Raw genomic sequence first — 17,787 nt, 5'->3', positions numbered from 1 at the left:
AGGGCGCATTGCATTACACTCTGTGCGGCAATCCTGCGCGAAAACTCGCCTTTATTTTTGAGTCATCATGAGTTCACCTGCACCACCAGACGACCACGACGAACCTTATCGGCAGCCGCTCGACGACGCGCTCTTCGCCATTGTGGTGCTTGCAGTCACTTCGGTTACGCTTATAATCTTCGTCCTGATGATTACGCTGTGGATGAGTTAAGGTCAGCACCGGGAAAAGGAAGCCTGCAAGGAGATGTCGATGGAAACCAGCGATGACAAACTGATCGCCATAATTGGCCTGCTTTCCGCCTGTTTAATTGGCGTGGTGTTTCTCTTCACCATGACCTGGCTCACCGACGTGCGTCACCCCGCGGATCCTTCACTCGATGTGCAAACCTGCCCGCAAAAACCCGCCACTACGCAACAGTCTTAGCTTTTTGTCTGCCAGTTCTGCCACTTAATCTGTTGACTGCGCAACTCCAGCGCCAGCGCCTCATGCAGGGTGCGATTGCCATTGGGATCGCCGAGGCCAAACAGCGCGCCTGGCGAACGTCGATCGTCGGCCCACGCCGGATACTCCACCACCGGATAGAGCGAAATCCCTTCCAGCGCCACGCCGTGATCCAGCGCCAGACGCGCTTCTTCACTGATCTGCCGCAGCCAGGGCGCTCGCGCATCACCTTCGGCTCCGGTTTCGGCCAGAATCATCGGGCGCTGATAACGTTGCCAGCACTGCATTAACAAACGGTGCAGCGGTTGGCGCGTCGGATGGTCGATTGGCATGGTTTCGCCTGAGAAAAACCAGTGATTGTCGGGATAGTAATTAAGACCCAGAATATCGAGGAAATCCGCGCGGCCACCCAGTTCCGGCGCATCGCGTCCGCCAATCCAATCCCAGGCTTCAAACTGCGCCTGATGCTGCGCGTCGGCATAAGGTTTGCTGTCAGGGTTATCGGGATCGGTCGCCACCTGCACCAGCGGATCGGTCAGCACAAAGCGGGCATCGGGATAAACCTCGCGAATGGCGTGCATCGCCGCCAGCGAGGCGCGCACTAATTGGCGCTTCAGCTCACGACCGCGATCGCTGGCGTAGGGATCGAGCCAGGAAACATCCGCGCCAGCCCACGACCAGAATGAGATCTGATTGATCGGCGTAAAAAAGGGCTTTTCGATGCCTTCATCGCGCATCAGTTGCGCCATCGCGCGGGCGAAGCGTTCAAAGTGATCGATAAAGCTGGCTTTCCAGATATCCAGGTGATCGGGATAGCCAAAATGCGCCAGCTCCCAGATAATCTGCATATCGTGACGCGCCGCGGCGTGCACCATCGGCAGAAAGGTGCGCCAGTCATATTCGTTGGGCACGGCTTCAATCAGATGCCAGCGAGCGCCATCGCGCGCGGTGTGCAAACCTTCCTGCGCCAGTGCGGCATAATCTTTCTCCAGCAGCATGTCGTGGCCGCTGCTGATCACCATATCGAGCCGACGTCCGCCTGCGCGACGGGCGGTTGAACAGGGAAAACTGCCCTGAAAGAAACTGCGGAACAGCTGAGGGTGATGGCGCAGGGATTGCTGAGTCATAATCCTCTCCTCACATTGAGCGCCGGATGCAGAATGCAGAACGCCTGGCTAAGTCTAGACTAAATTGACGGTGCGCCATTGGGCAGAAAAGGAAGCCTCCGATTGCTTCTTCGCGCATTGATACCAACAATAATAGGTCCACAGCTTTCAGGGATTCACTATGAGTGAAGCAGCAACCTCTTTGCCGCCTGAGGAACATTCGGGCAACCGGCTGAAACCGAGTGTTGAGGCGCGTTGCGCACGACATCCGGGCATGAGCGGCATCCATCCGCTTAACGATGGATTGGACGCTTTTGCTGCGCGCTATCAGTTGATGAGCATGGCGCAGCACACCATTGATGTGCAGTACTACATTTGGCACAACGACATGTCCGGCCGCTTGCTGTTCAGCGCGCTGCTGGACGCCGCCGAGCGCGGGGTGAAGGTGCGATTGCTGCTGGATGACAACAACACGCCGGGTTTGGATGAAACGCTGGCGGAACTCGATCGCCACGCCAATATCGCCGTGCGCCTGTTCAATCCGTTCTCGTTCCGCACGCTGCGCGCGCTCGGTTATCTCACCGATTTTTCCCGCCTCAATCGACGTATGCACAATAAGAGCCTGACAGTGGATGGCGCAGCGACGCTGGTGGGCGGGCGCAATATCGGCGACGAATATTTTGGCACCGGCGATGAACCGCTGTTTACCGATCTCGATGTCCTGGCGATTGGTCCGGTGGTCGACGAAGTGACGCAGGATTTCGAACGCTACTGGCGCAGTAAAGCGGTATCGCCGCTGCGCAAGGTGGTTGATGTGAGCGGCGATGCGCATCAGGCAGTGCGCTTGCCACAAGAGTGGCAGCAGAGTGAAGCGGTGGAGCGCTATCTGGCACGGTTGGAGCACTCGTCGTTTATCAGCCAGATGGAGCAGGGCGAGTTGGAGATGACGTGGGCGGAATCGCGCCTGCTGAGTGATGATCCGCGTAAAGGGCTCGGCAAAGCAAAACGCCGCAGTTTACTGCCGCAGCGCATGCTAGAGGTCATCGGCACGCCGCAGCAGCAGTTCGATATTATCTCGGCCTATTTTGTCCCGACGCGATCTGGCGTGGCGCAGCTGCTGGCATTGAAGCGTCGCGGGGTGAAGATTGCCATCCTTACCAATTCGCTGGCGGCCAATGACGTCACGGTGGTGCACGCCGGTTATGCGCGCTGGCGCAAAAAACTGCTGCGCCACGGCATCGCGCTGTATGAACTGAAGCCGCAGGACAATCCGCAAACCGCGCCACACGATCGCGGTATCACCGGTAATTCAGGTTCCAGTTTGCATGCCAAAACCTTCACCGTGGACAATCGCAAAGTATTTATCGGCTCGTTCAATTTCGATCCGCGTTCCGCCATGCTGAACACCGAAATGGGGTTGGTGATTGAGAGTGAAGCCCTGGCGCAGCAAACGCATCAGCGCTTTATTGCCGGGATGCGCGATCGCGCCTGGACGCTACGTCTGGATAAGTGGGGACGCGTCAATTGGGTCGAGTTTGCTAACGAGCAGGGCGAAGTGGTGCACAAACATGAACCGCAATGCACGCTGCTGCAGCGCTTGCTGGTGCGACTGGTGTGGCGCTTGCCGGTTGAGTGGTTGCTTTAGATAAAAAGGGCCAGCTTAGCGGGCCCTTTTTTCATTTGCGTTGCGGCTTACCGGAGAACAGGAAGCGCAGCAGCGGAATGCGCAGATGGATTTCATACAGCGTAAACGCCACGCCAAATACCATCAGTAAGCCGACGAAGAAGCCGAGCGTGTTGTTGCCGATGTGCGGCGTGATGTAGATGCCGTACAAAATGGTCAGCGGATGGTGTACCAGATAGATAAACAGCGAGGCATTCACCAGATACATGATGCGCGGCGAATGGCTGTTCAGCAGCTTATGGCCGAAGCTAAAACAGACGTTTAGCATGCACAACCCCATCAGCGTCGAAATGATCATATCGATTTCATACAGCCAACCTTCACCGCTGCTGTAACGCTGATTCAGGCTATAGGCGATGAATACTGCGATAGCGCCAAAGCACATCACCGGATTAAAGCGCACAAACAACGCTTTCAGCGCCTGATGCTTCCAGCTCAACGCACCCAGCATAAAGAACGGTAGGAACATCAGCGTTTGCATCACGGCAATGCTGAACAGGCCATCGGCAAACACGGCCGGAACGAAATAAAACAGCACGCGGCGGAACGCACACCAAATTAAGGCATAAGTCAGTAGCGCCAGCGTCAATTTGCCCCAGCCAATTTGCTGATAATCGATGCTGCGCTGCTGCTTATTCAGCCAGCGAAACGCCACCATACCGAACGTGGTCAGAATCACCAGTACCAATAAAAACCACAGATGAGATATCAGCTCCCACGCCAGCGTGTTGTACTTGTCGTACAGCGAGAAACTGTTCCAGTCGCCGATTTTATCGGTGAGATTTTTGGTGATGAAAAACTGCGGCAAGGTAATCAGCGGCACGGCAGTCAACATCGGGATGCCGACACGCTCCAGACGCACTTTCAACCAGCGCTGCGGCTGGTAGCGTAAGTAGAGCATGTAGGAAAAATAGCCTGAAATAACAAAGAACACCTGCATGCGGAAGGCGTGAATAAAGTCGTTCAGCACCGTCAACCACATTGAGGCGTCATGGCTGTTCACGGCCCATTTCTGCGTGGAGTAAATCAGGGAGACGTGAAAAGGCACGCCCAATAACATTAAATACGCGCGAATCGAATCGAGGAAATATTCACGTTCGGGTTTAGCTGAACTCATAATCTTCCAATAGTCAGTTTACTTGCCGGTTTCGCCCTGAAACCGGATTATGCCGAAGGAAAATTCTACCGGCTGTAAACAGGGTATACTATCAGGTGAATCTGTATGTGATTTTGCGGGGTTTAATTATCCTAAAAGCACATTTTCAGCTTACAAATCAGCGGAACAATCTATTACATACGCTGTCGGAAAACCGAATAATCCTTTAAGATAATCGGGTTTGATCTAAGCACACGAAAGGGGGGGATGTGCTGAATAATGTGAATAATAAAGTGGGACTGGTAAAGATGCGCTGGGTAGGCGCGGCAGTTCTGCTGGCTATGTATGCCAACAATAGTTGGGCGTTTAACATTGATGATGTTGCAAAACAAGCCAAGGCGTTGGCAGGGAAAAGTTTCGAAGCGCCAAAAAGCAATTTACCCTCTCAGTTTCGTGAAATGAAGTTTGCTGACTATCAGCAGATCCAGTTTAACCACGACAAAGCTTATTGGGGCAAACTGCGCACGCCGTTTAAGCTTGAGTTCTATCATCAGGGCATGTATTTCGATACGCCGGTGAAAATCAACGAAGTGACGGCGTCTTCAGTACGTGAAATTAAATATAACCCTGACTACTTCAATTTCGGCAACGTAAAACACGATGCTGATGCAGTCAAAAACCTCGGCTTTGCTGGTTTTAAGGTGTTGTATCCTTTAAATAAAAAGGGCAAAGACGACGAGATCACCAGCTTCCTCGGCGCCAGCTATTTCCGTGTGATTGGCGAAGGCCAGGTGTACGGTCTTTCGGCACGTGGACTGGCGATTGATACCGCCTTGCCGTCGGGCGAAGAGTTCCCGCGCTTTAAAGAGTTCTGGATTGAGCGTCCAAAACCGCAGGACAAACAACTGGTGATCTATGCGCTGCTGGATTCGCCACGCGCGTCCGGTGCCTATCGTTTCATCATCAAACCGGGCAAAGAATCGACGGTTGATGTGCAATCCAAAGTTTATCTGCGTGATAACGTCGGCAAACTGGGCGTGGCGCCACTGACCAGCATGTTCCTGTTTGGTGCAAACCAGCCTTCGCCAGTGACCAACTTCCGTTCTGAGCTGCACGATTCAAATGGTCTTTCGATTCATGCCGGTAACGGTGAGTGGATTTGGCGTCCGCTAAATAACCCGAAACATCTGGCGGTTAGCACTTTTACCGTTGAGAACCCGAAAGGTTTTGGTCTGCTGCAGCGCACGCGTGATTTCAGCCGTTTCCAGGATCTCGACGATCGCTATGACCTGCGCCCAAGTGGCTGGGTTGAGCCGCAGGGTGATTGGGGTAAAGGCCGTGTTGAACTGGTAGAGATTCCAACTGCCGATGAAACCAACGACAACATCGTTGCGTTCTGGACGCCGGAAAAACTGCCAGAGCCGGGCAAAGAGATGAACTTCCAGTATCGTCTGCACTTCACCCGTGACGAGAATCAGCTGCACTCAGACGACATCGCCTGGGTAAAAGACACGCTGCGCTCTGCCGGTGATGTGAAGCAGTCGAATCTGGTGCGTCAGCCGGATGGTTCTATTGCCTTCACCGTGGATTTCGTTGGCAAAGCGATGAGCAAGCTGCCGGAAGATACGCAAGTGGCGCCGCAGGTGAGCGTGGGTAACAACGCTGACGTGGTTGAGCAGAGTGTGCGCTACAACCCGGTGACCAAAGGCTGGCGTCTGGTGTTGCGTCTGCGTGTGAAAGATAACAAGCAGCCGACTGAGATGCGTGCGGCGCTGGTGAGCGGCGACAAGACATTGACGGAAACCTGGAGCTATCAGCTACCTGCCAATGAATAAATCGATATTTCTACCTCAATCTTACGTGGAGGCTCTGCCGCTTGATGCGGCAGGGCGCGCCCGTCTCAGCGATTCGCTGCAGAATGCGCAGGCGTTCCACGCTATTCATACGTCGCTGGGGCAAGATAACGCCGCCAGCGAGCGCCCGGATGATGCACCGCTGAAATCGGTGTCATCCCGTGTGCAAATGGCCTGGCCGGACTCACTGGCGGATGGTCAGCAGCTCAGCAAGGATTATCTTGATCGCACCACACTGAAGGCGATGCCGAAAGTGAAGCGTTCGCTGATGTTCCCGGAGATCTGGCGCACCAACCCGATTGCGCGCGCCTGGGATTCCCTGCGCGGCCAGAAATCCACTCCACGCTATGCCACCGTTGAAGAGCAGAAAAACGAGGACAAGTGGCGCCACGTTGGCTCCATGCGTCGTTACGTACTGCTGATTCTGACGATTCTGCAGACCGTGGTGGCAACCTGGTACATGAAAACCATTCTGCCGTATCAGGGCTGGACGCTGATCGATCCTATCGAGATGTTCAACCAGAACTGGCTGCAGTCGGTTGAGCTGATCCTGCCGTACATCCTGCAGACTGGGATTCTGTTCCTGTTCGCCATCCTGTTCTGCTGGGTTTCTGCCGGTTTCTGGACTGCGCTGATGGGCTTCCTGCAGCTGCTGATCGGTCGCGATAAATACAGCATTTCGTATTCGACAACCGGCGATGAGCCACTGAATCCGGAACACCGTACTGCGCTGATCATGCCGATCTGTAATGAAGATGTAGAACGCGTGTTTGCTGGCCTGCGTGCGACCTGGGAATCGGTCAAACGAACTGGCAATGCCGAACACTTCGACGTCTACATTCTGAGCGACAGCTACGATGCCGATATTGCCATCGCCGAGCAAAAAGCCTGGATGGAGCTGGTGCGTGATGTCGGTGGCGCCGGCAAGATCTTCTATCGTCGTCGTCGTCGTCGTGTGAAGCGTAAAAGCGGCAACATCGATGACTTCTGCCGTCGCTGGGGCAGCAACTACAGCTACATGGTGGTGCTGGACGCCGACAGCGTAATGAGCGGTGAGTGTCTTACCGGTTTAGTGCGCATGATGGATGCTAACCCGAACGCCGGTATTATCCAGTCTTCGCCGAAAGCGTCAGGCATGGATACGCTGTATGCGCGTTGCCAGCAGTTTGCTACCCGTGTGTACGGTCCGCTGTTCACCGCTGGTTTGCACTTCTGGCAGTTGGGTGAATCACACTATTGGGGCCATAACGCCATCATTCGTGTGCAACCGTTTATCGAGCACTGTGCGCTGGCACCGCTGCCGGGTGAAGGTTCCTTCGCGGGTTCGATCCTGTCGCATGACTTCGTTGAAGCCGCGCTGATGCGTCGTGCCGGTTGGGGTGTGTGGATCGCCTACGATCTGCCAGGCTCCTATGAAGAACTGCCGCCGAACCTGCTGGATGAGCTGAAGCGTGACCGTCGCTGGTGCCACGGTAACCTGATGAACTTCCGTTTGTTCCTGGTAAAAGGGATGCATCCGGTTCACCGTGCGGTGTTCCTGACGGGCGTAATGTCCTATCTCTCTGCGCCGTTGTGGTTCATGTTCCTCGCGCTTTCTACTGCCTTGCAGGTGGTGCACACGCTGATGGAACCGACCTACTTCCTGCAACCACGCCAGCTGTTCCCGGTGTGGCCGCAGTGGCGCCCCGACTTGGCGATAGCCTTGTTCTCAACTACGCTGGTGCTGCTGTTCCTGCCGAAACTGTTGAGCGTGGTGCTGATCTGGTTCAAGGGAGCGAAACCTTACGGTGGCGCCATCCGCTTATTCTTCTCGCTGATTCTGGAGATGTTGTTCTCAGTGCTGCTGGCGCCGGTGCGCATGCTGTTCCACACCGTGTTTGTGGTCAGCGCGTTCCTTGGCTGGGAAGTGGTGTGGAACTCGCCGCAGCGTGATGATGATGCGACGCCTTGGAGCGAAGCTTTCCGTCGTCATGGTTCACAGATGCTGTTGGGTCTGGTGTGGGCGGGCGGTATGGGCTTCCTCGATCTGAACTTCCTGTGGTGGCTGTCGCCGATCGTCGTCTCGCTGATCCTGTCGCCGTTTGTGTCGGTGATGTCGAGCCGTGCAACGGTAGGGCAGAAGAGTAAGAACGCCAAACTGTTCCTGATTCCGGAAGAGTATGAGCCACCTAAAGAGCTGGTTGATACCGATCACTATCTGCAGATCAATCGTCAACGCGCGCTGAAAAATGGCTTTATGCATGCACTGTTTAACCCGGCGTTTAACGCGCTGGCGACGGCGATGGCAACATCGCGTCATAAGCAGAGCGATTTACTGGATCATGCGCGTGACCGTCGTGTCGATCAGGCACTGAGCGATGCGCCAGAGAAACTGAATCGCGAGCAGCGTTTGCAGCTGATTAGCGATCCGGTGGTGCTGGCTCGTGTGCACTCACGCCTGTGGGAAAGCGCGGACAAATATCATCAGTGGGTGGAAAGCTATCAGAAGCTGAAGCTCAATCCAGAGGCGCTGCCACAGCGCTGAGGATGAGAAAGTAGAAAGCGGCAGAAATGCCGCTTTTTTTTCGCCAGAAATATGACGCAATCTTTACGTGTTAAGGAGTGGTCATCGTCCCTGTGAGATGGTTAAACTAACGCCAGTTCATTGTGAGTAAATGTTGTGAATTATTTCCTGAAAATAACCGCGCTTAGCGCCGCGATTCTTCTGCTCACCGGTTGTGGCAGTATCATCAGCCGCACCTTTCCCGGACAAGGTCACGGCAACCAATATTATCCCGGCGTGCAGTGGGACGTTCGTGACGGACCGTGGCGCGTGCTAACCATTATCGATTTGCCGCTGTCGCTGGTGATGGACACGCTGTTACTGCCCGTGGATGCCAGTCACGGTCCGTACGAATAAACGTTACTATAGATTGTCAGAAGGGCTGTTGTCGTCTTCCCACTCTTGTGCCGCCGCTTCGCCCTCTTCAAGGTCACGCGGTGGTTCCAGCTGGAACTCGCCGTCATCCCATTCGTGCAGCGTATTTTCCGCCTGCCACTCCTGACGCAGTTCGACTTCATCAAAATCGCCATCAAAGATGGCTTGTGCAGCGTCTCCGCTGGAGATCGGCAGGCATTCACCCTGACCGTCCTCTTCCGCGAAAAATTCGGCCTGCCACATAATGTCGCCATCCTGCATCACGTACTTCTGCAGGGCGAACTGGCTTACACTGGCATCTTCTTCAGCGATCTCTGGTTGGCTGGCGAGGAACTCTTCACGAGCGGCTTCAATGGCTTCTTCAAGGGTGGTAAACAGGCTCATCATCAACTCCATGTCTGTAAAAAAGGGATTTCACAGAAGGATAGACGAAAAATCGTGAAGTGCAGGGCGGAGAGGAAATATCAGTTGGGCGGTTGCGTGAAATTCAACCGCCCAACCGGTCAGGCTATTTTCTGCGGGAAATGCAATACCGGGCGTACTGATTCGTGAATAATTGGAGCAGAGTAACGAATACAACATTTAATACAGGGCTTAACCTTTTTAAAATTAATACGCGCGGTTGATAATGCCTGATTTAAATTATATAGAGTGCCAATAAATACCATGTCCTCCTTTACGGGTAAGCGTTTGCACTCTTTCCGATGCAGAAGATGATAACCTTCCTGATCGGTACTGATCGTCACGTAGTAGTAGATGCCTTTATTCATATTATATTGTCCTGAGATATATTTGCTGTGTGTAATCTTTTTATATTTTTTAAAAGTGAACGGGTGAAGCTAAGTGCTGTAATCGAAATTAACTGGATTCGATTTTACGAACCAATTCCATAAAGTTATAAGCGAAGCGATTATTTTAATGAAAAGGAATATGGGGTTTTTTAATCAGACAATACCTTGTTTAGTAAGTTAATTTTACTTCATTGATAAGTGATGCCGAAGGATTTAGCAATATTAAATAGGAATAGCCCTGGAAGTCGTAGAAATCAGGTCCGAAACGCTAAACTTTGGTGAATAAATATTAATGGGTGACAATTCCGGGAATCCTGCATCAACGCAGAATTTGGCTGCTGCGGCGCGAGGAAAGGTTAATTTTACGTCAACATTGCGTGCTGAAGAAAAGTGATGTCTGATTAAATGCGGCGCTAAGCCAACTATCAGCCTAAGTTCAGGCTGGCACGGCTCACTAATAAATTACCGCATGTGATCGCGCCAAAAGGCAAATTAGTGCATATAAACAGCGGAGCACACAGGGTGCCCCGACCAATGTTAATAAACCGATGGTTCGCCTTGCGGACGCGTTTTAAAGCGGCGATGCAGCCACATGTATTGCTCTGGAGCCAGCAGCACCGTCTCTTCCACCACTTTATTCATCACCACAGCCGTATCAAGTTCAGATTCCAGCGTAAATTTGTCGCGGATATCTGGCATCATTTTCAGCTCATAGCCGCGCGCGTTCGGCAGACGTCGCGCCAGGAACGGCACCACGCTTGGGTTTGCCAGACGAATCAGCATATGGGTGCCGGTGGTTGTCGCCGCATCCTGAACCGCGAAGAATGGCGCAAACACGCTGCTGCGCGGGCCATAATCATGATCCGGTGCATACCAGATAATGTCGTTGTTCTTCATGGCGCGAATCATGCCTTTCAGATCTTTGCGGTCCAGCATGCTTTTATTAGAGCGCATCCGGCCCCAGGTTTGCAGCCAGTCGATCAACTTGTTGTCGTTGGGACGATACACGCCAATGCCTGGGTTGTGCATACCAAATACCCGCGCTCCCAACTCCAGAGTCAGAAAGTGCATACCAATTAATAATATGCCGCGCTTCTCTGCCAGCGCGTTAGTCACGTGCTCCAGCCCGCTGGTGGTGACCCATTTACGAATACGCCAGTCCGGCCAGAACCACGCCATCCCGGTTTCAATCAGCCCCATGCCTACCGATTCGAAGTTGTGCTTTACCATCGCGTCACGTTCATTGGTCGGCATAGTGGGGAAGCACACTTCAAGATTACGTTGCGCCACTTCAACGCGCCGCTTCATAAAGCGCATGGCAACGCGACCCAATCCGCAGCCAATTGCATGCAGTACCGGATAGGGCAACAGCACCAGCAGATAAAGAAAGCCAATGCCGAGCCAGGTCAGCCAATAGCGTGGATAGAAGAGTTCACGGGTGAGTTGGGGAAGTTGAGTCATGGAAATGTCAGTATCCTGCGTCTTATGCCAGAGAGTCCGGTTTCTGTAATTTTTTGTCATTATGCCATTTTTTCATTCTGGCTGAAATCAAGCATAGACCGAGGACGGCTTTCCGACAGCAGGTATGCGCACGAAAACGCAATTGTGGCGCACAAATGCGTGTGTAATTTCAGCCGGCAGGCTTATCAAACCAACATTTTTGTATCAGGCAGAATTCGGGTATCATACGCGCGCTAAATTTCTCTGATTGCTAACAGGACGAACACCATGCCAGTGTTACATAACCTTGTTTCCAATAAAGAGCTGAAGGAACGTATGTTGGCGGAAACCGAACCACGTACCACAGTCTCTTTTTATAAATACTTCCAGATTGCCGATCCTAAAGCCTTCCGTGATGCCCTCTACGTTGAGTTAACCAAACTCAAGGTGTTTGGTCGCGTCTATGTTGCGCATGAAGGCATCAACGCACAAATCAGCGTGCCCGCCAGCCGCTACGAAAAGATGAAGGCCGCTTTGTATGCCTTTGATGCGGCGCTAAATAACTTGCGCATGAACATTGCGCTGGATGATGACGGTAAATCTTTTTGGGTGCTGCGCCTGAAAGTGCGTGAACGCATTGTAGCGGATGGGATTGAAGACAACAGCTTTGATGCCAGCGATGTGGGTGCTTACCTGAAAGCCGCGGACGTTAATGCGATGCTCGACGATCCGGATGCGCTGTTTGTGGATATGCGTAACCACTACGAATATGAAGTGGGGCGCTTCGATAACGCGATGGAAGTGCCGGCCGATACCTTCCGCGATCAACTGCCGATGGCCGTTGATATGCTGCAGGATCAGAAAGACAAAAAGATTGTTATGTACTGTACCGGTGGCATTCGTTGTGAAAAGGCCAGCGCCTGGATGAAACACAACGGCTTCAAAGATGTTTATCACATCGAAGGCGGGATTATTGAATACACCCGTCGGGCGCGTGAACAGGGCTTACCGGTGCGTTTCAAGGGCAAAAACTTTGTCTTTGACGAGCGCATGGGCGAGCGTATTTCCGACGATATTCTTTCCAGCTGTCATCAGTGCGGCACGCCTTGCGATAGCCACACCAACTGCATCAATGATGGCTGTCATTTGCTGTTTATTCAGTGCCCAAGCTGCGCTGAAAAGTACAACAACTGCTGCAGCCCAATCTGCATGGAAGAGTCAACGTTGTCGCCAGAGGAGCAGCGCGCACGCCGTGCGGGCCGTGAAAATGGCAACAAAGTGTTCAACAAATCACGTGGTTTGCTGAACATGACGATGGCAATTCCGGCGCCAGATAAAAAATAAGCGTAAAACAGCCTGAGGTCTGCGGACTTCAGGCTGTACTTCGTTTACTTACGCACGCCTTCCACCGAAATAATCAGTTCAGCTTTCTGCGATGCCGGGCCAAGATCTTTGCTGATGTTGAACTCTTTCAGCACGATCTCACCGCTGGCTTCAAATCCTGCACGGTAGCCGCCCCATGGATCTTTGCCTTCACCGATCAATTTTGCATCCAGCGTGACGGGCTTGGTCACGCCATTCAGCGTCAGGTCACCGGTGATCTTGTAATCTTTACCCTCTTTCTTCACGGCGGTAGAAGCAAAGGTTGCCTGCGGGAACTTACCGGTGTTGAGGAAATCCGCGCTGCGCAGGTGTTTATCACGCTCAGCATGGTTGGTATCGAGGCTGTTGGTGTTGATGGTCACGTTGACTTTATCTGCCGCAGGATTGGCTTCATCAAAAGTGAAGCTGCCATCAAAGTCTTTAAAGGTGCCGTACAACCAGCTGTAGCCCAGGTGCTGAATGCGGAACTGCACAAACGCGTGCTGGCCTTCCTTATCAAATTTGTAATCAGCCGCGCTGGCCGTCAGGCTGGCGCTCAATAATCCGGCCGCTGCTACTGCCAATAATGTCTTCTTTAGCATGTTACTTTTCCTTTTCAGAGATTAACGGGATGCGGTAACCCAACATCCTTTTCAGTGTCACATCACGGTCGATAAAATGGTGTTTCAGGGCTGCCAGCGCGTGCAGTGCTGAGATCAGCACCAAACCCCACGCCAGCCAAAGATGAATGTCACCCGCCAGATCCGCTTGTTGCGCGGCACCGCTGAACAGGGCGGGAACCGCGAACCAGCCAAATACGGAGATCGGTTTGCCATCGGCGGTGGAGATGAGATAACCGGTGAACAGCAGCACCAACAGTAAGCCGTATAACAGCCAGTGCGCGGCGGTAGCGCTGCGTCGTACGGCGGGCGAATAACTCGCCAACGGTTTGGGCGGCGGTGAAATAAAACGCCAGCCGAGGCGCAGCAGCAGCGCAGCGAACAGCAGAATGCCGATGCCTTTATGAATTTCGGGCGCATCGTGATACCAGCCATCGTAATAGCCCAATCCGACCATCCACAAACCCAGCGCGAACATGCCGTAAATAACCAGCGCCATAAGCCAATGCAATAAAATCGAGACAGCGCCGAAATGCTGTGTGGAATTACGCCACATTAAAATCACCTGGAATGAAATAAGTGGTAATGAGCATCTACATTTTGCAATGAAAGATCAATTAACCTTACTTTTCTATAAAGTTGAAAATCATCTTCGGAATAAATGAGGATTTAATTAAAACTCAGTCAGAATAATTGAAGGGATAGCTTAAAAGGCGGGGCTTATTGCGAAGTATTGCATATTCACTACACCAAATGCGGCATAGCGCGGCGCTGAATGTTGATATAGGTAATTAACTGTCAGTTTGTGTCAATTTCGCCGGCACAGGATTAGTACCGGCAAGTATGGTTTAGTTAAATCGCGCGAGCGAGAAAGGCGCAATATCGAAAGAGAACGGTTTGTTCTGCGCAAATTCACTGGCAAGTTCACCCAGCACGCTGGCGAATTTGAAACCGTGTCCGCTTAAGCCGGTGATGATCAGACGATTAGGTTCGCCCGGTAGCGTATCGATAATGAAATCTTCGTCCGGCGTATTGTCGTAGCTGCAGGCTTCGCCATGCAAACAGACGCCCACGCCCGGCAGGAATTTACGCAGGAAGCTAAAAGATTCGTTGCCGTCTACCGCGATGCTGCCAAAAGGTTTGCGATCGGCCGGCGTTTGCATCAGCTGTCCGCCATCGTGACGTCCCACTTTCAGCGCGTTGTTATCCGCCGGGAAGCCGTAAAAGTGGCTGCCATCGCTCATCTCCACGGTAAAGCCGGGGAATTTATTGTTCTCGCTGTAGCGACCATCTGCCTGATACCAGGCGAAAACTTTGCGCACGGGCGCAACCGGCAGATCGGCGACCAACTGGCTCACCCAGGTACCGGCGCTGACCAACAGTTTACGCGCGCGGAAAATGCCATCGCTGGTGGTGACTTGCTGCAGATCGCCGTCACGACCTATCTCTGTCACCGGACAGTTAAACAGCTGCGCGCAACCGGCCTGTTCCGCCAGCTGCACCCAGCTGCGCACCGCTTGCTCACATTTGAGGAAGCCGGAGTTGGGTTCGTACACGCCGATGTAGCCATCCGGCACCGTGAACTGCGGCCAGCGCGCGCGCACTTCATCGGCTTGCAGGATTTTCACATCCAGCTGCCACGCTCTCGCGCTATCGATAACATTTTGAATAAAGGAGGAGGTGATGGGCGCTAAGTTGAGGATGCCGCTGCGATGCATGATGCGCTCGCCGCTCTGGCGTTCCAGCTCATCCCAGAGTTTCTGTGCGCGTAGCACCAGCGGCACGTAGCGTTCACCTTCACCATACGCATGGCGAATCAGGCGGGTTTCCCCATGATGTGTGCCCTGGCTGTGCGGCGGATGGGCGCTATCAATCATCAGCACCGATAAGCCAGCCTGCGTGGCGTAAAACCCGGCTGCTGCGCCGACCGAACCGCTTCCCACCACAATCAGATCATAAACCATAACGACATCACTCCAGCAAAACAGCGAAATTTTTCAACAGCATATCAAAAGAGAGCGCCCATGAAAAAGGCACCCTGTTGGGTGCCCTTTCACGCGATAGTAGAAATTAATGCTTTTGATTGTCGCGTAGGTACTGCTCGGTAGACTCTATTTTTGCAATGCCAGCTTCGAGTAGAGAGATGAACTGTCTGGCTACGTCGGTAGTCAGCCAGTAGGTCGGACCCACGTCAGCTTCTTCTTCTTTCTGCCCCTGCGAGGAGAGCGAGTGCAGGCGAATCATCATGGCGTCATAACTGTCTACGGTGCTGATGTCCCATCCTACCAACGGATGAGTCTGGATGACGTCTTTATTTCTGTCCATTATAACCTCCGTATTACTCGTTAAACGAAGTGCTTCTTGAGGTTCAATGCGGCTGTATCGTGCACTAGCGAAACAATTATAACATGAAATAGCGGGTACAATAGTTAAAAGGTATGACGAACCTAAACAGAGTAAAAATAAACGCGGTTAACATTGCCGTTTAATCGAATAATAAAATGCCCGCAGCATCAGGCATTTTATTGGAATTATTACTGGCAACACTGACGAAGTTATCGGCTTTTATAAGGGAAAACTTTAGGCCGAAAAAGGGGGCACTTTTATGAGTGTGGCTCGACCGGCAGCAGGCCGTGACGTTTCTGAATCTCTTCCGCCAGCCGGGTAAAATGCTGCTGTAACTGCTCGTCATGGTTCTGGTTTTGCGCTTCCAGCGTCAGGTTGTGGACCAGCAACTGATTGGCGCGATCGTCGAGACAGAAGGTCAAGGTGGCAAACGCATTTTCTAATACGGTTAAGCGGCGCTGTTGCTCAGCAATAAATGCCAGCAATTCTCCGAAGGTCATCGCCTCTTCTGGTTTTTCAGTAGTCATGTAAAACACCTCCTGTAAGCATGACGAGGCAAGAATAGGGGATCGTTTAACATGAGTCTAGATGCAGGAAGTTTTTCTGGCGAGAGGGAAATAAAAACAAAAAAGCCGGATAGCGATACCCGGCAAAAACGGCACAGTGGCAGTTAATCGTTATTGAACCAGTCGTCAGCGCTTTCCCAGGTTTCTTGTAACAGTTCGCTGATGCGTTCGCGTGACTCTTTACAGCCACCAAACACGCTGAGTTGGTTGCCGCCGGCATAACGCACTTTGACGTGATGATCGTCGTCGGGGAAATCCTGCGTAATGCGACGAACCAGTTCGACGCTGAGTGCATCCAGTGCACCCGCAGGAAGGGGCGAAGTTTTTGCTACGGTAATTTCAACACGCATAGAAGCCTCCGGGATAATATACTGTTTATTTGTACAGTATAAATTTCCCGAAGGCAAGCAGCAGATAATTATTCTTTGATGCGCCAGTTCAGCGTTTCACCGGCAAGGAAAGGCACCAGCGTGTCATCCGCCAGCGCAATGCTCTCTTCAACCTGCCAGGATTCTCGCACCAGCGTCAGCGTGCCTTCATTCAGCGGCAGACCGTAGAAGTTCGCGCCGTTCTCCGAGCAGAAGGCTTCGAAATGTTCCAGCGCATTCAGCTCCTCAAACACTGTGGCGTACGCCGGCAATGAGGTCGGCGCATTAAACACGCCGGCGCAGCCACAGCTGGCTTCCTTGAGGTGACGCAGATGTGGCGCGGTATCGGTACCGAGGAATACGCGACGATTCCCGCTGGCAACCAGCTTACGCAGCGCTTCCTGATGGATATTGCGCTTCAGAATCGGCAGGCAGTAAAGATGCGGACGCACGCCGCCCACCAGCATGTGGTTACGGTTGAACATCAGGTGCTGTGGCGTAATTGTGGCGCCCAGCAGATCATTACCGGCTGCCAGATACTCCGCCGCTTCTTTCGTGGTGATGTGCTCCATCACCACTTTCAGCGCCGGGAACTGTTTACGCAGCGGTTCCAACACGGTTTCAATAAAGCGCGCTTCGCGATCAAAAATATCGATGTGAGAATCGGTCACTTCGCCGTGCACCAGCATTGGCATGCCGATCTGCTGCATGCGATCCAGCACCTTAGCGATGGCGGCGATGTTGGTCACGCCGTGGCTGGAGTTGGTGGTGGCGTGCGCAGGATAGAGTTTGGCGGCGGTAAAAGTGCCGTCACGGAAGCCTCGCTCGATCTCATCGGGATCAAGTGAATCGGTGAGATAGCAGGTCATCAGCGGAGTAAAAGCGTGCTCAGCAGGTAACGCAGCCATGATGCGCTCGCGATACGCCACGGCAGCGGCCACGCTGATAACCGGTGGAACCAGGTTTGGCATGACAATCGCACGACCATTTACTGCGCTGGTATAAGGCAGTACGGCGTTAAGCATCGCGCCATCGCGCAGATGGATGTGCCAGTCGTCAGGGCGGCGGATGGTAATGTGCTGAGGTTGGGCTGTCATTCAAAAAGACTCCGGCTGAGAAGAAAACGAGAGGCACGTTTAGGCCGGGGAGTAATCATAAGGATGTGGGCAACCGTTTGCACGGGATTTTATTGTGAC

At 52.9% G+C, this 17,787-nt stretch carries 18 protein-coding genes; 6 read left to right on the top strand and 12 right to left on the bottom strand.

Features of this window, described 5'->3' with window-relative positions:
* Positions 1-250: 250 nt before the first annotated feature.
* The gene (locus KVT28_RS04685) at positions 251-424 is read left to right on the top strand and encodes a hypothetical protein (RefSeq protein ID WP_217546985.1); all 174 of its coding nucleotides are present in this window, start codon (positions 251-253) and stop codon (positions 422-424) included.
* Here the strand turns inward: KVT28_RS04685 and KVT28_RS04680 are convergent.
* Positions 421-1,569: a beta-glucosidase gene (locus KVT28_RS04680; RefSeq protein ID WP_101760873.1), complete on the bottom strand. Its 1,149-nt coding sequence runs from the start codon at positions 1,567-1,569 to the stop codon at positions 421-423. The two genes, KVT28_RS04685 and KVT28_RS04680, sit on opposite strands and share 4 nt — an antisense overlap.
* A 160-nt stretch (positions 1,570-1,729) precedes the next feature.
* Here KVT28_RS04680 and KVT28_RS04675 point away from each other — a divergent pair, with 160 nt between their 5' ends.
* The gene (locus KVT28_RS04675) at positions 1,730-3,193 is read left to right on the top strand and encodes a phosphatidylserine/phosphatidylglycerophosphate/cardiolipin synthase family protein (protein ID WP_101760872.1); all 1,464 of its coding nucleotides are present in this window, start codon (positions 1,730-1,732) and stop codon (positions 3,191-3,193) included.
* A 31-nt stretch (positions 3,194-3,224) separates the two neighbouring features.
* Here the strand turns inward: KVT28_RS04675 and mdoC are convergent, their stop codons facing one another.
* Positions 3,225-4,349: a glucans biosynthesis protein MdoC gene (gene mdoC, locus KVT28_RS04670; protein WP_101760871.1), complete on the bottom strand. Its 1,125-nt coding sequence runs from the start codon at positions 4,347-4,349 to the stop codon at positions 3,225-3,227.
* A gap of 278 nt (positions 4,350-4,627) precedes the next feature.
* Between mdoC and KVT28_RS04665 the strand changes: the two genes are divergently transcribed.
* From KVT28_RS04665 to KVT28_RS04655, 3 genes are all read left to right on the top strand, one after another.
* Positions 4,628-6,163 carry a glucan biosynthesis protein G gene (locus KVT28_RS04665; protein WP_192234533.1) on the top strand — a complete coding sequence of 512 codons (1,536 nt, stop codon included), beginning with the start codon at positions 4,628-4,630 and terminating at the stop codon, positions 6,161-6,163.
* Positions 6,156-8,705 (top strand): glucans biosynthesis glucosyltransferase MdoH, encoded by a 2,550-nt coding sequence (gene mdoH / locus KVT28_RS04660; RefSeq protein ID WP_101760869.1) that lies wholly within the window; start codon positions 6,156-6,158, stop codon positions 8,703-8,705. Before KVT28_RS04665 ends, mdoH begins: the two co-directional genes overlap by 8 nt.
* 135 nt (positions 8,706-8,840) lie before the next feature.
* Positions 8,841-9,080, top strand: coding sequence for a YceK/YidQ family lipoprotein (locus tag KVT28_RS04655; RefSeq protein WP_110865906.1), 240 nt, complete (start codon positions 8,841-8,843; stop codon positions 9,078-9,080).
* A 6-nt stretch (positions 9,081-9,086) separates the two neighbouring features.
* Here KVT28_RS04655 and KVT28_RS04650 read toward each other — a convergent pair whose 3' ends face one another.
* The 3 genes from KVT28_RS04650 to KVT28_RS04640 form a co-directional block, all read right to left on the bottom strand.
* The gene (locus KVT28_RS04650; RefSeq protein WP_101760867.1) at positions 9,087-9,482 is read right to left on the bottom strand and encodes a MysB family protein; all 396 of its coding nucleotides are present in this window, start codon (positions 9,480-9,482) and stop codon (positions 9,087-9,089) included.
* 119 nt (positions 9,483-9,601) lie between these two features.
* The gene (locus KVT28_RS04645) at positions 9,602-9,868 is read right to left on the bottom strand and encodes a hypothetical protein (RefSeq protein WP_008103132.1); all 267 of its coding nucleotides are present in this window, start codon (positions 9,866-9,868) and stop codon (positions 9,602-9,604) included.
* A 558-nt stretch (positions 9,869-10,426) separates the two neighbouring features.
* Entirely contained in the window at positions 10,427-11,350 is a 924-nt protein-coding gene (locus tag KVT28_RS04640; RefSeq protein ID WP_101760866.1) for a Kdo(2)-lipid IV(A) acyltransferase, read from the bottom strand.
* A gap of 267 nt (positions 11,351-11,617) precedes the next feature.
* On the opposite strand from KVT28_RS04640, the gene KVT28_RS04635 reads away from it, so the two are divergent.
* Positions 11,618-12,673: a rhodanese-related sulfurtransferase gene (locus KVT28_RS04635; protein WP_101760865.1), complete on the top strand. Its 1,056-nt coding sequence runs from the start codon at positions 11,618-11,620 to the stop codon at positions 12,671-12,673.
* Positions 12,674-12,717: 44 nt separating this feature from the next.
* Here KVT28_RS04635 and KVT28_RS04630 read toward each other — a convergent pair whose 3' ends face one another.
* The 7 genes from KVT28_RS04630 to pyrC all read right to left on the bottom strand — a co-directional run bounded on the left by KVT28_RS04630 (position 12,718) and on the right by pyrC (position 17,688).
* Positions 12,718-13,293: a YceI family protein gene (locus KVT28_RS04630; protein ID WP_101760864.1), complete on the bottom strand. Its 576-nt coding sequence runs from the start codon at positions 13,291-13,293 to the stop codon at positions 12,718-12,720.
* A 1-nt stretch (position 13,294) separates the two neighbouring features.
* The gene (locus tag KVT28_RS04625; protein WP_110865908.1) at positions 13,295-13,867 is read right to left on the bottom strand and encodes a cytochrome b; all 573 of its coding nucleotides are present in this window, start codon (positions 13,865-13,867) and stop codon (positions 13,295-13,297) included.
* A 292-nt stretch (positions 13,868-14,159) separates the two neighbouring features.
* Positions 14,160-15,275: an N-methyl-L-tryptophan oxidase gene (gene solA / locus KVT28_RS04620; RefSeq protein ID WP_101760863.1), complete on the bottom strand. Its 1,116-nt coding sequence runs from the start codon at positions 15,273-15,275 to the stop codon at positions 14,160-14,162.
* A 106-nt stretch (positions 15,276-15,381) separates the two neighbouring features.
* The gene (gene bssS, locus KVT28_RS04615; RefSeq protein WP_008103119.1) at positions 15,382-15,636 is read right to left on the bottom strand and encodes a biofilm formation regulator BssS; all 255 of its coding nucleotides are present in this window, start codon (positions 15,634-15,636) and stop codon (positions 15,382-15,384) included.
* Positions 15,637-15,914: 278 nt separating this feature from the next.
* Positions 15,915-16,184 carry a hypothetical protein gene (locus KVT28_RS04610; RefSeq protein WP_101760862.1) on the bottom strand — a complete coding sequence of 90 codons (270 nt, stop codon included), beginning with the start codon at positions 16,182-16,184 and terminating at the stop codon, positions 15,915-15,917.
* Positions 16,185-16,327: 143 nt separating this feature from the next.
* Complete coding sequence (gene dinI, locus KVT28_RS04605) at positions 16,328-16,573, bottom strand: DNA damage-inducible protein I (RefSeq protein WP_101760861.1); 246 nt, start codon at positions 16,571-16,573, stop codon at positions 16,328-16,330.
* Between the two features lie 68 nt (positions 16,574-16,641).
* Complete coding sequence (gene pyrC, locus KVT28_RS04600; protein WP_101760860.1) at positions 16,642-17,688, bottom strand: dihydroorotase; 1,047 nt, start codon at positions 17,686-17,688, stop codon at positions 16,642-16,644.
* Positions 17,689-17,787 lie beyond the last annotated feature (99 nt).

Source organism: Pantoea sp. GbtcB22, from assembly GCF_019091025.1.
In the GTDB taxonomy this organism is placed as follows: domain Bacteria; phylum Pseudomonadota; class Gammaproteobacteria; order Enterobacterales; family Enterobacteriaceae; genus Pantoea; species Pantoea leporis.
This window is presented reverse-complemented; position numbering and strand designations above follow the sequence as displayed.

Excerpts from the sequence above, each read along its gene's own strand:
- bssS (WP_008103119.1), bottom strand. The coding sequence starts at position 15,636 with ATGGACAGAAATAAAGACGTCATCCAGACTCATCCGTTGGTAGGATGG.
- KVT28_RS04640 (WP_101760866.1), bottom strand. The coding sequence starts at position 11,350 with ATGACTCAACTTCCCCAACTCACCCGTGAACTCTTCTATCCACGCTAT.
- solA (WP_101760863.1), bottom strand. The coding sequence starts at position 15,275 with ATGGTTTATGATCTGATTGTGGTGGGAAGCGGTTCGGTCGGCGCAGCA.
- dinI (WP_101760861.1), bottom strand. The coding sequence starts at position 16,573 with ATGCGTGTTGAAATTACCGTAGCAAAAACTTCGCCCCTTCCTGCGGGT.
- KVT28_RS04635 (WP_101760865.1), top strand. The coding sequence starts at position 11,618 with ATGCCAGTGTTACATAACCTTGTTTCCAATAAAGAGCTGAAGGAACGT.
- pyrC (WP_101760860.1), bottom strand. The coding sequence starts at position 17,688 with ATGACAGCCCAACCTCAGCACATTACCATCCGCCGCCCTGACGACTGG.
- KVT28_RS04625 (WP_110865908.1), bottom strand. The coding sequence starts at position 13,867 with ATGTGGCGTAATTCCACACAGCATTTCGGCGCTGTCTCGATTTTATTG.
- KVT28_RS04680 (WP_101760873.1), bottom strand. The coding sequence starts at position 1,569 with ATGACTCAGCAATCCCTGCGCCATCACCCTCAGCTGTTCCGCAGTTTC.
- KVT28_RS04630 (WP_101760864.1), bottom strand. The coding sequence starts at position 13,293 with ATGCTAAAGAAGACATTATTGGCAGTAGCAGCGGCCGGATTATTGAGC.
- KVT28_RS04650 (WP_101760867.1), bottom strand. The coding sequence starts at position 9,482 with ATGAGCCTGTTTACCACCCTTGAAGAAGCCATTGAAGCCGCTCGTGAA.
- mdoH (WP_101760869.1), top strand. The coding sequence starts at position 6,156 with ATGAATAAATCGATATTTCTACCTCAATCTTACGTGGAGGCTCTGCCG.
- mdoC (WP_101760871.1), bottom strand. The coding sequence starts at position 4,349 with ATGAGTTCAGCTAAACCCGAACGTGAATATTTCCTCGATTCGATTCGC.
- KVT28_RS04685 (WP_217546985.1), top strand. The coding sequence starts at position 251 with ATGGAAACCAGCGATGACAAACTGATCGCCATAATTGGCCTGCTTTCC.
- KVT28_RS04645 (WP_008103132.1), bottom strand. The coding sequence starts at position 9,868 with ATGAATAAAGGCATCTACTACTACGTGACGATCAGTACCGATCAGGAA.
- KVT28_RS04675 (WP_101760872.1), top strand. The coding sequence starts at position 1,730 with ATGAGTGAAGCAGCAACCTCTTTGCCGCCTGAGGAACATTCGGGCAAC.
- KVT28_RS04610 (WP_101760862.1), bottom strand. The coding sequence starts at position 16,184 with ATGACTACTGAAAAACCAGAAGAGGCGATGACCTTCGGAGAATTGCTG.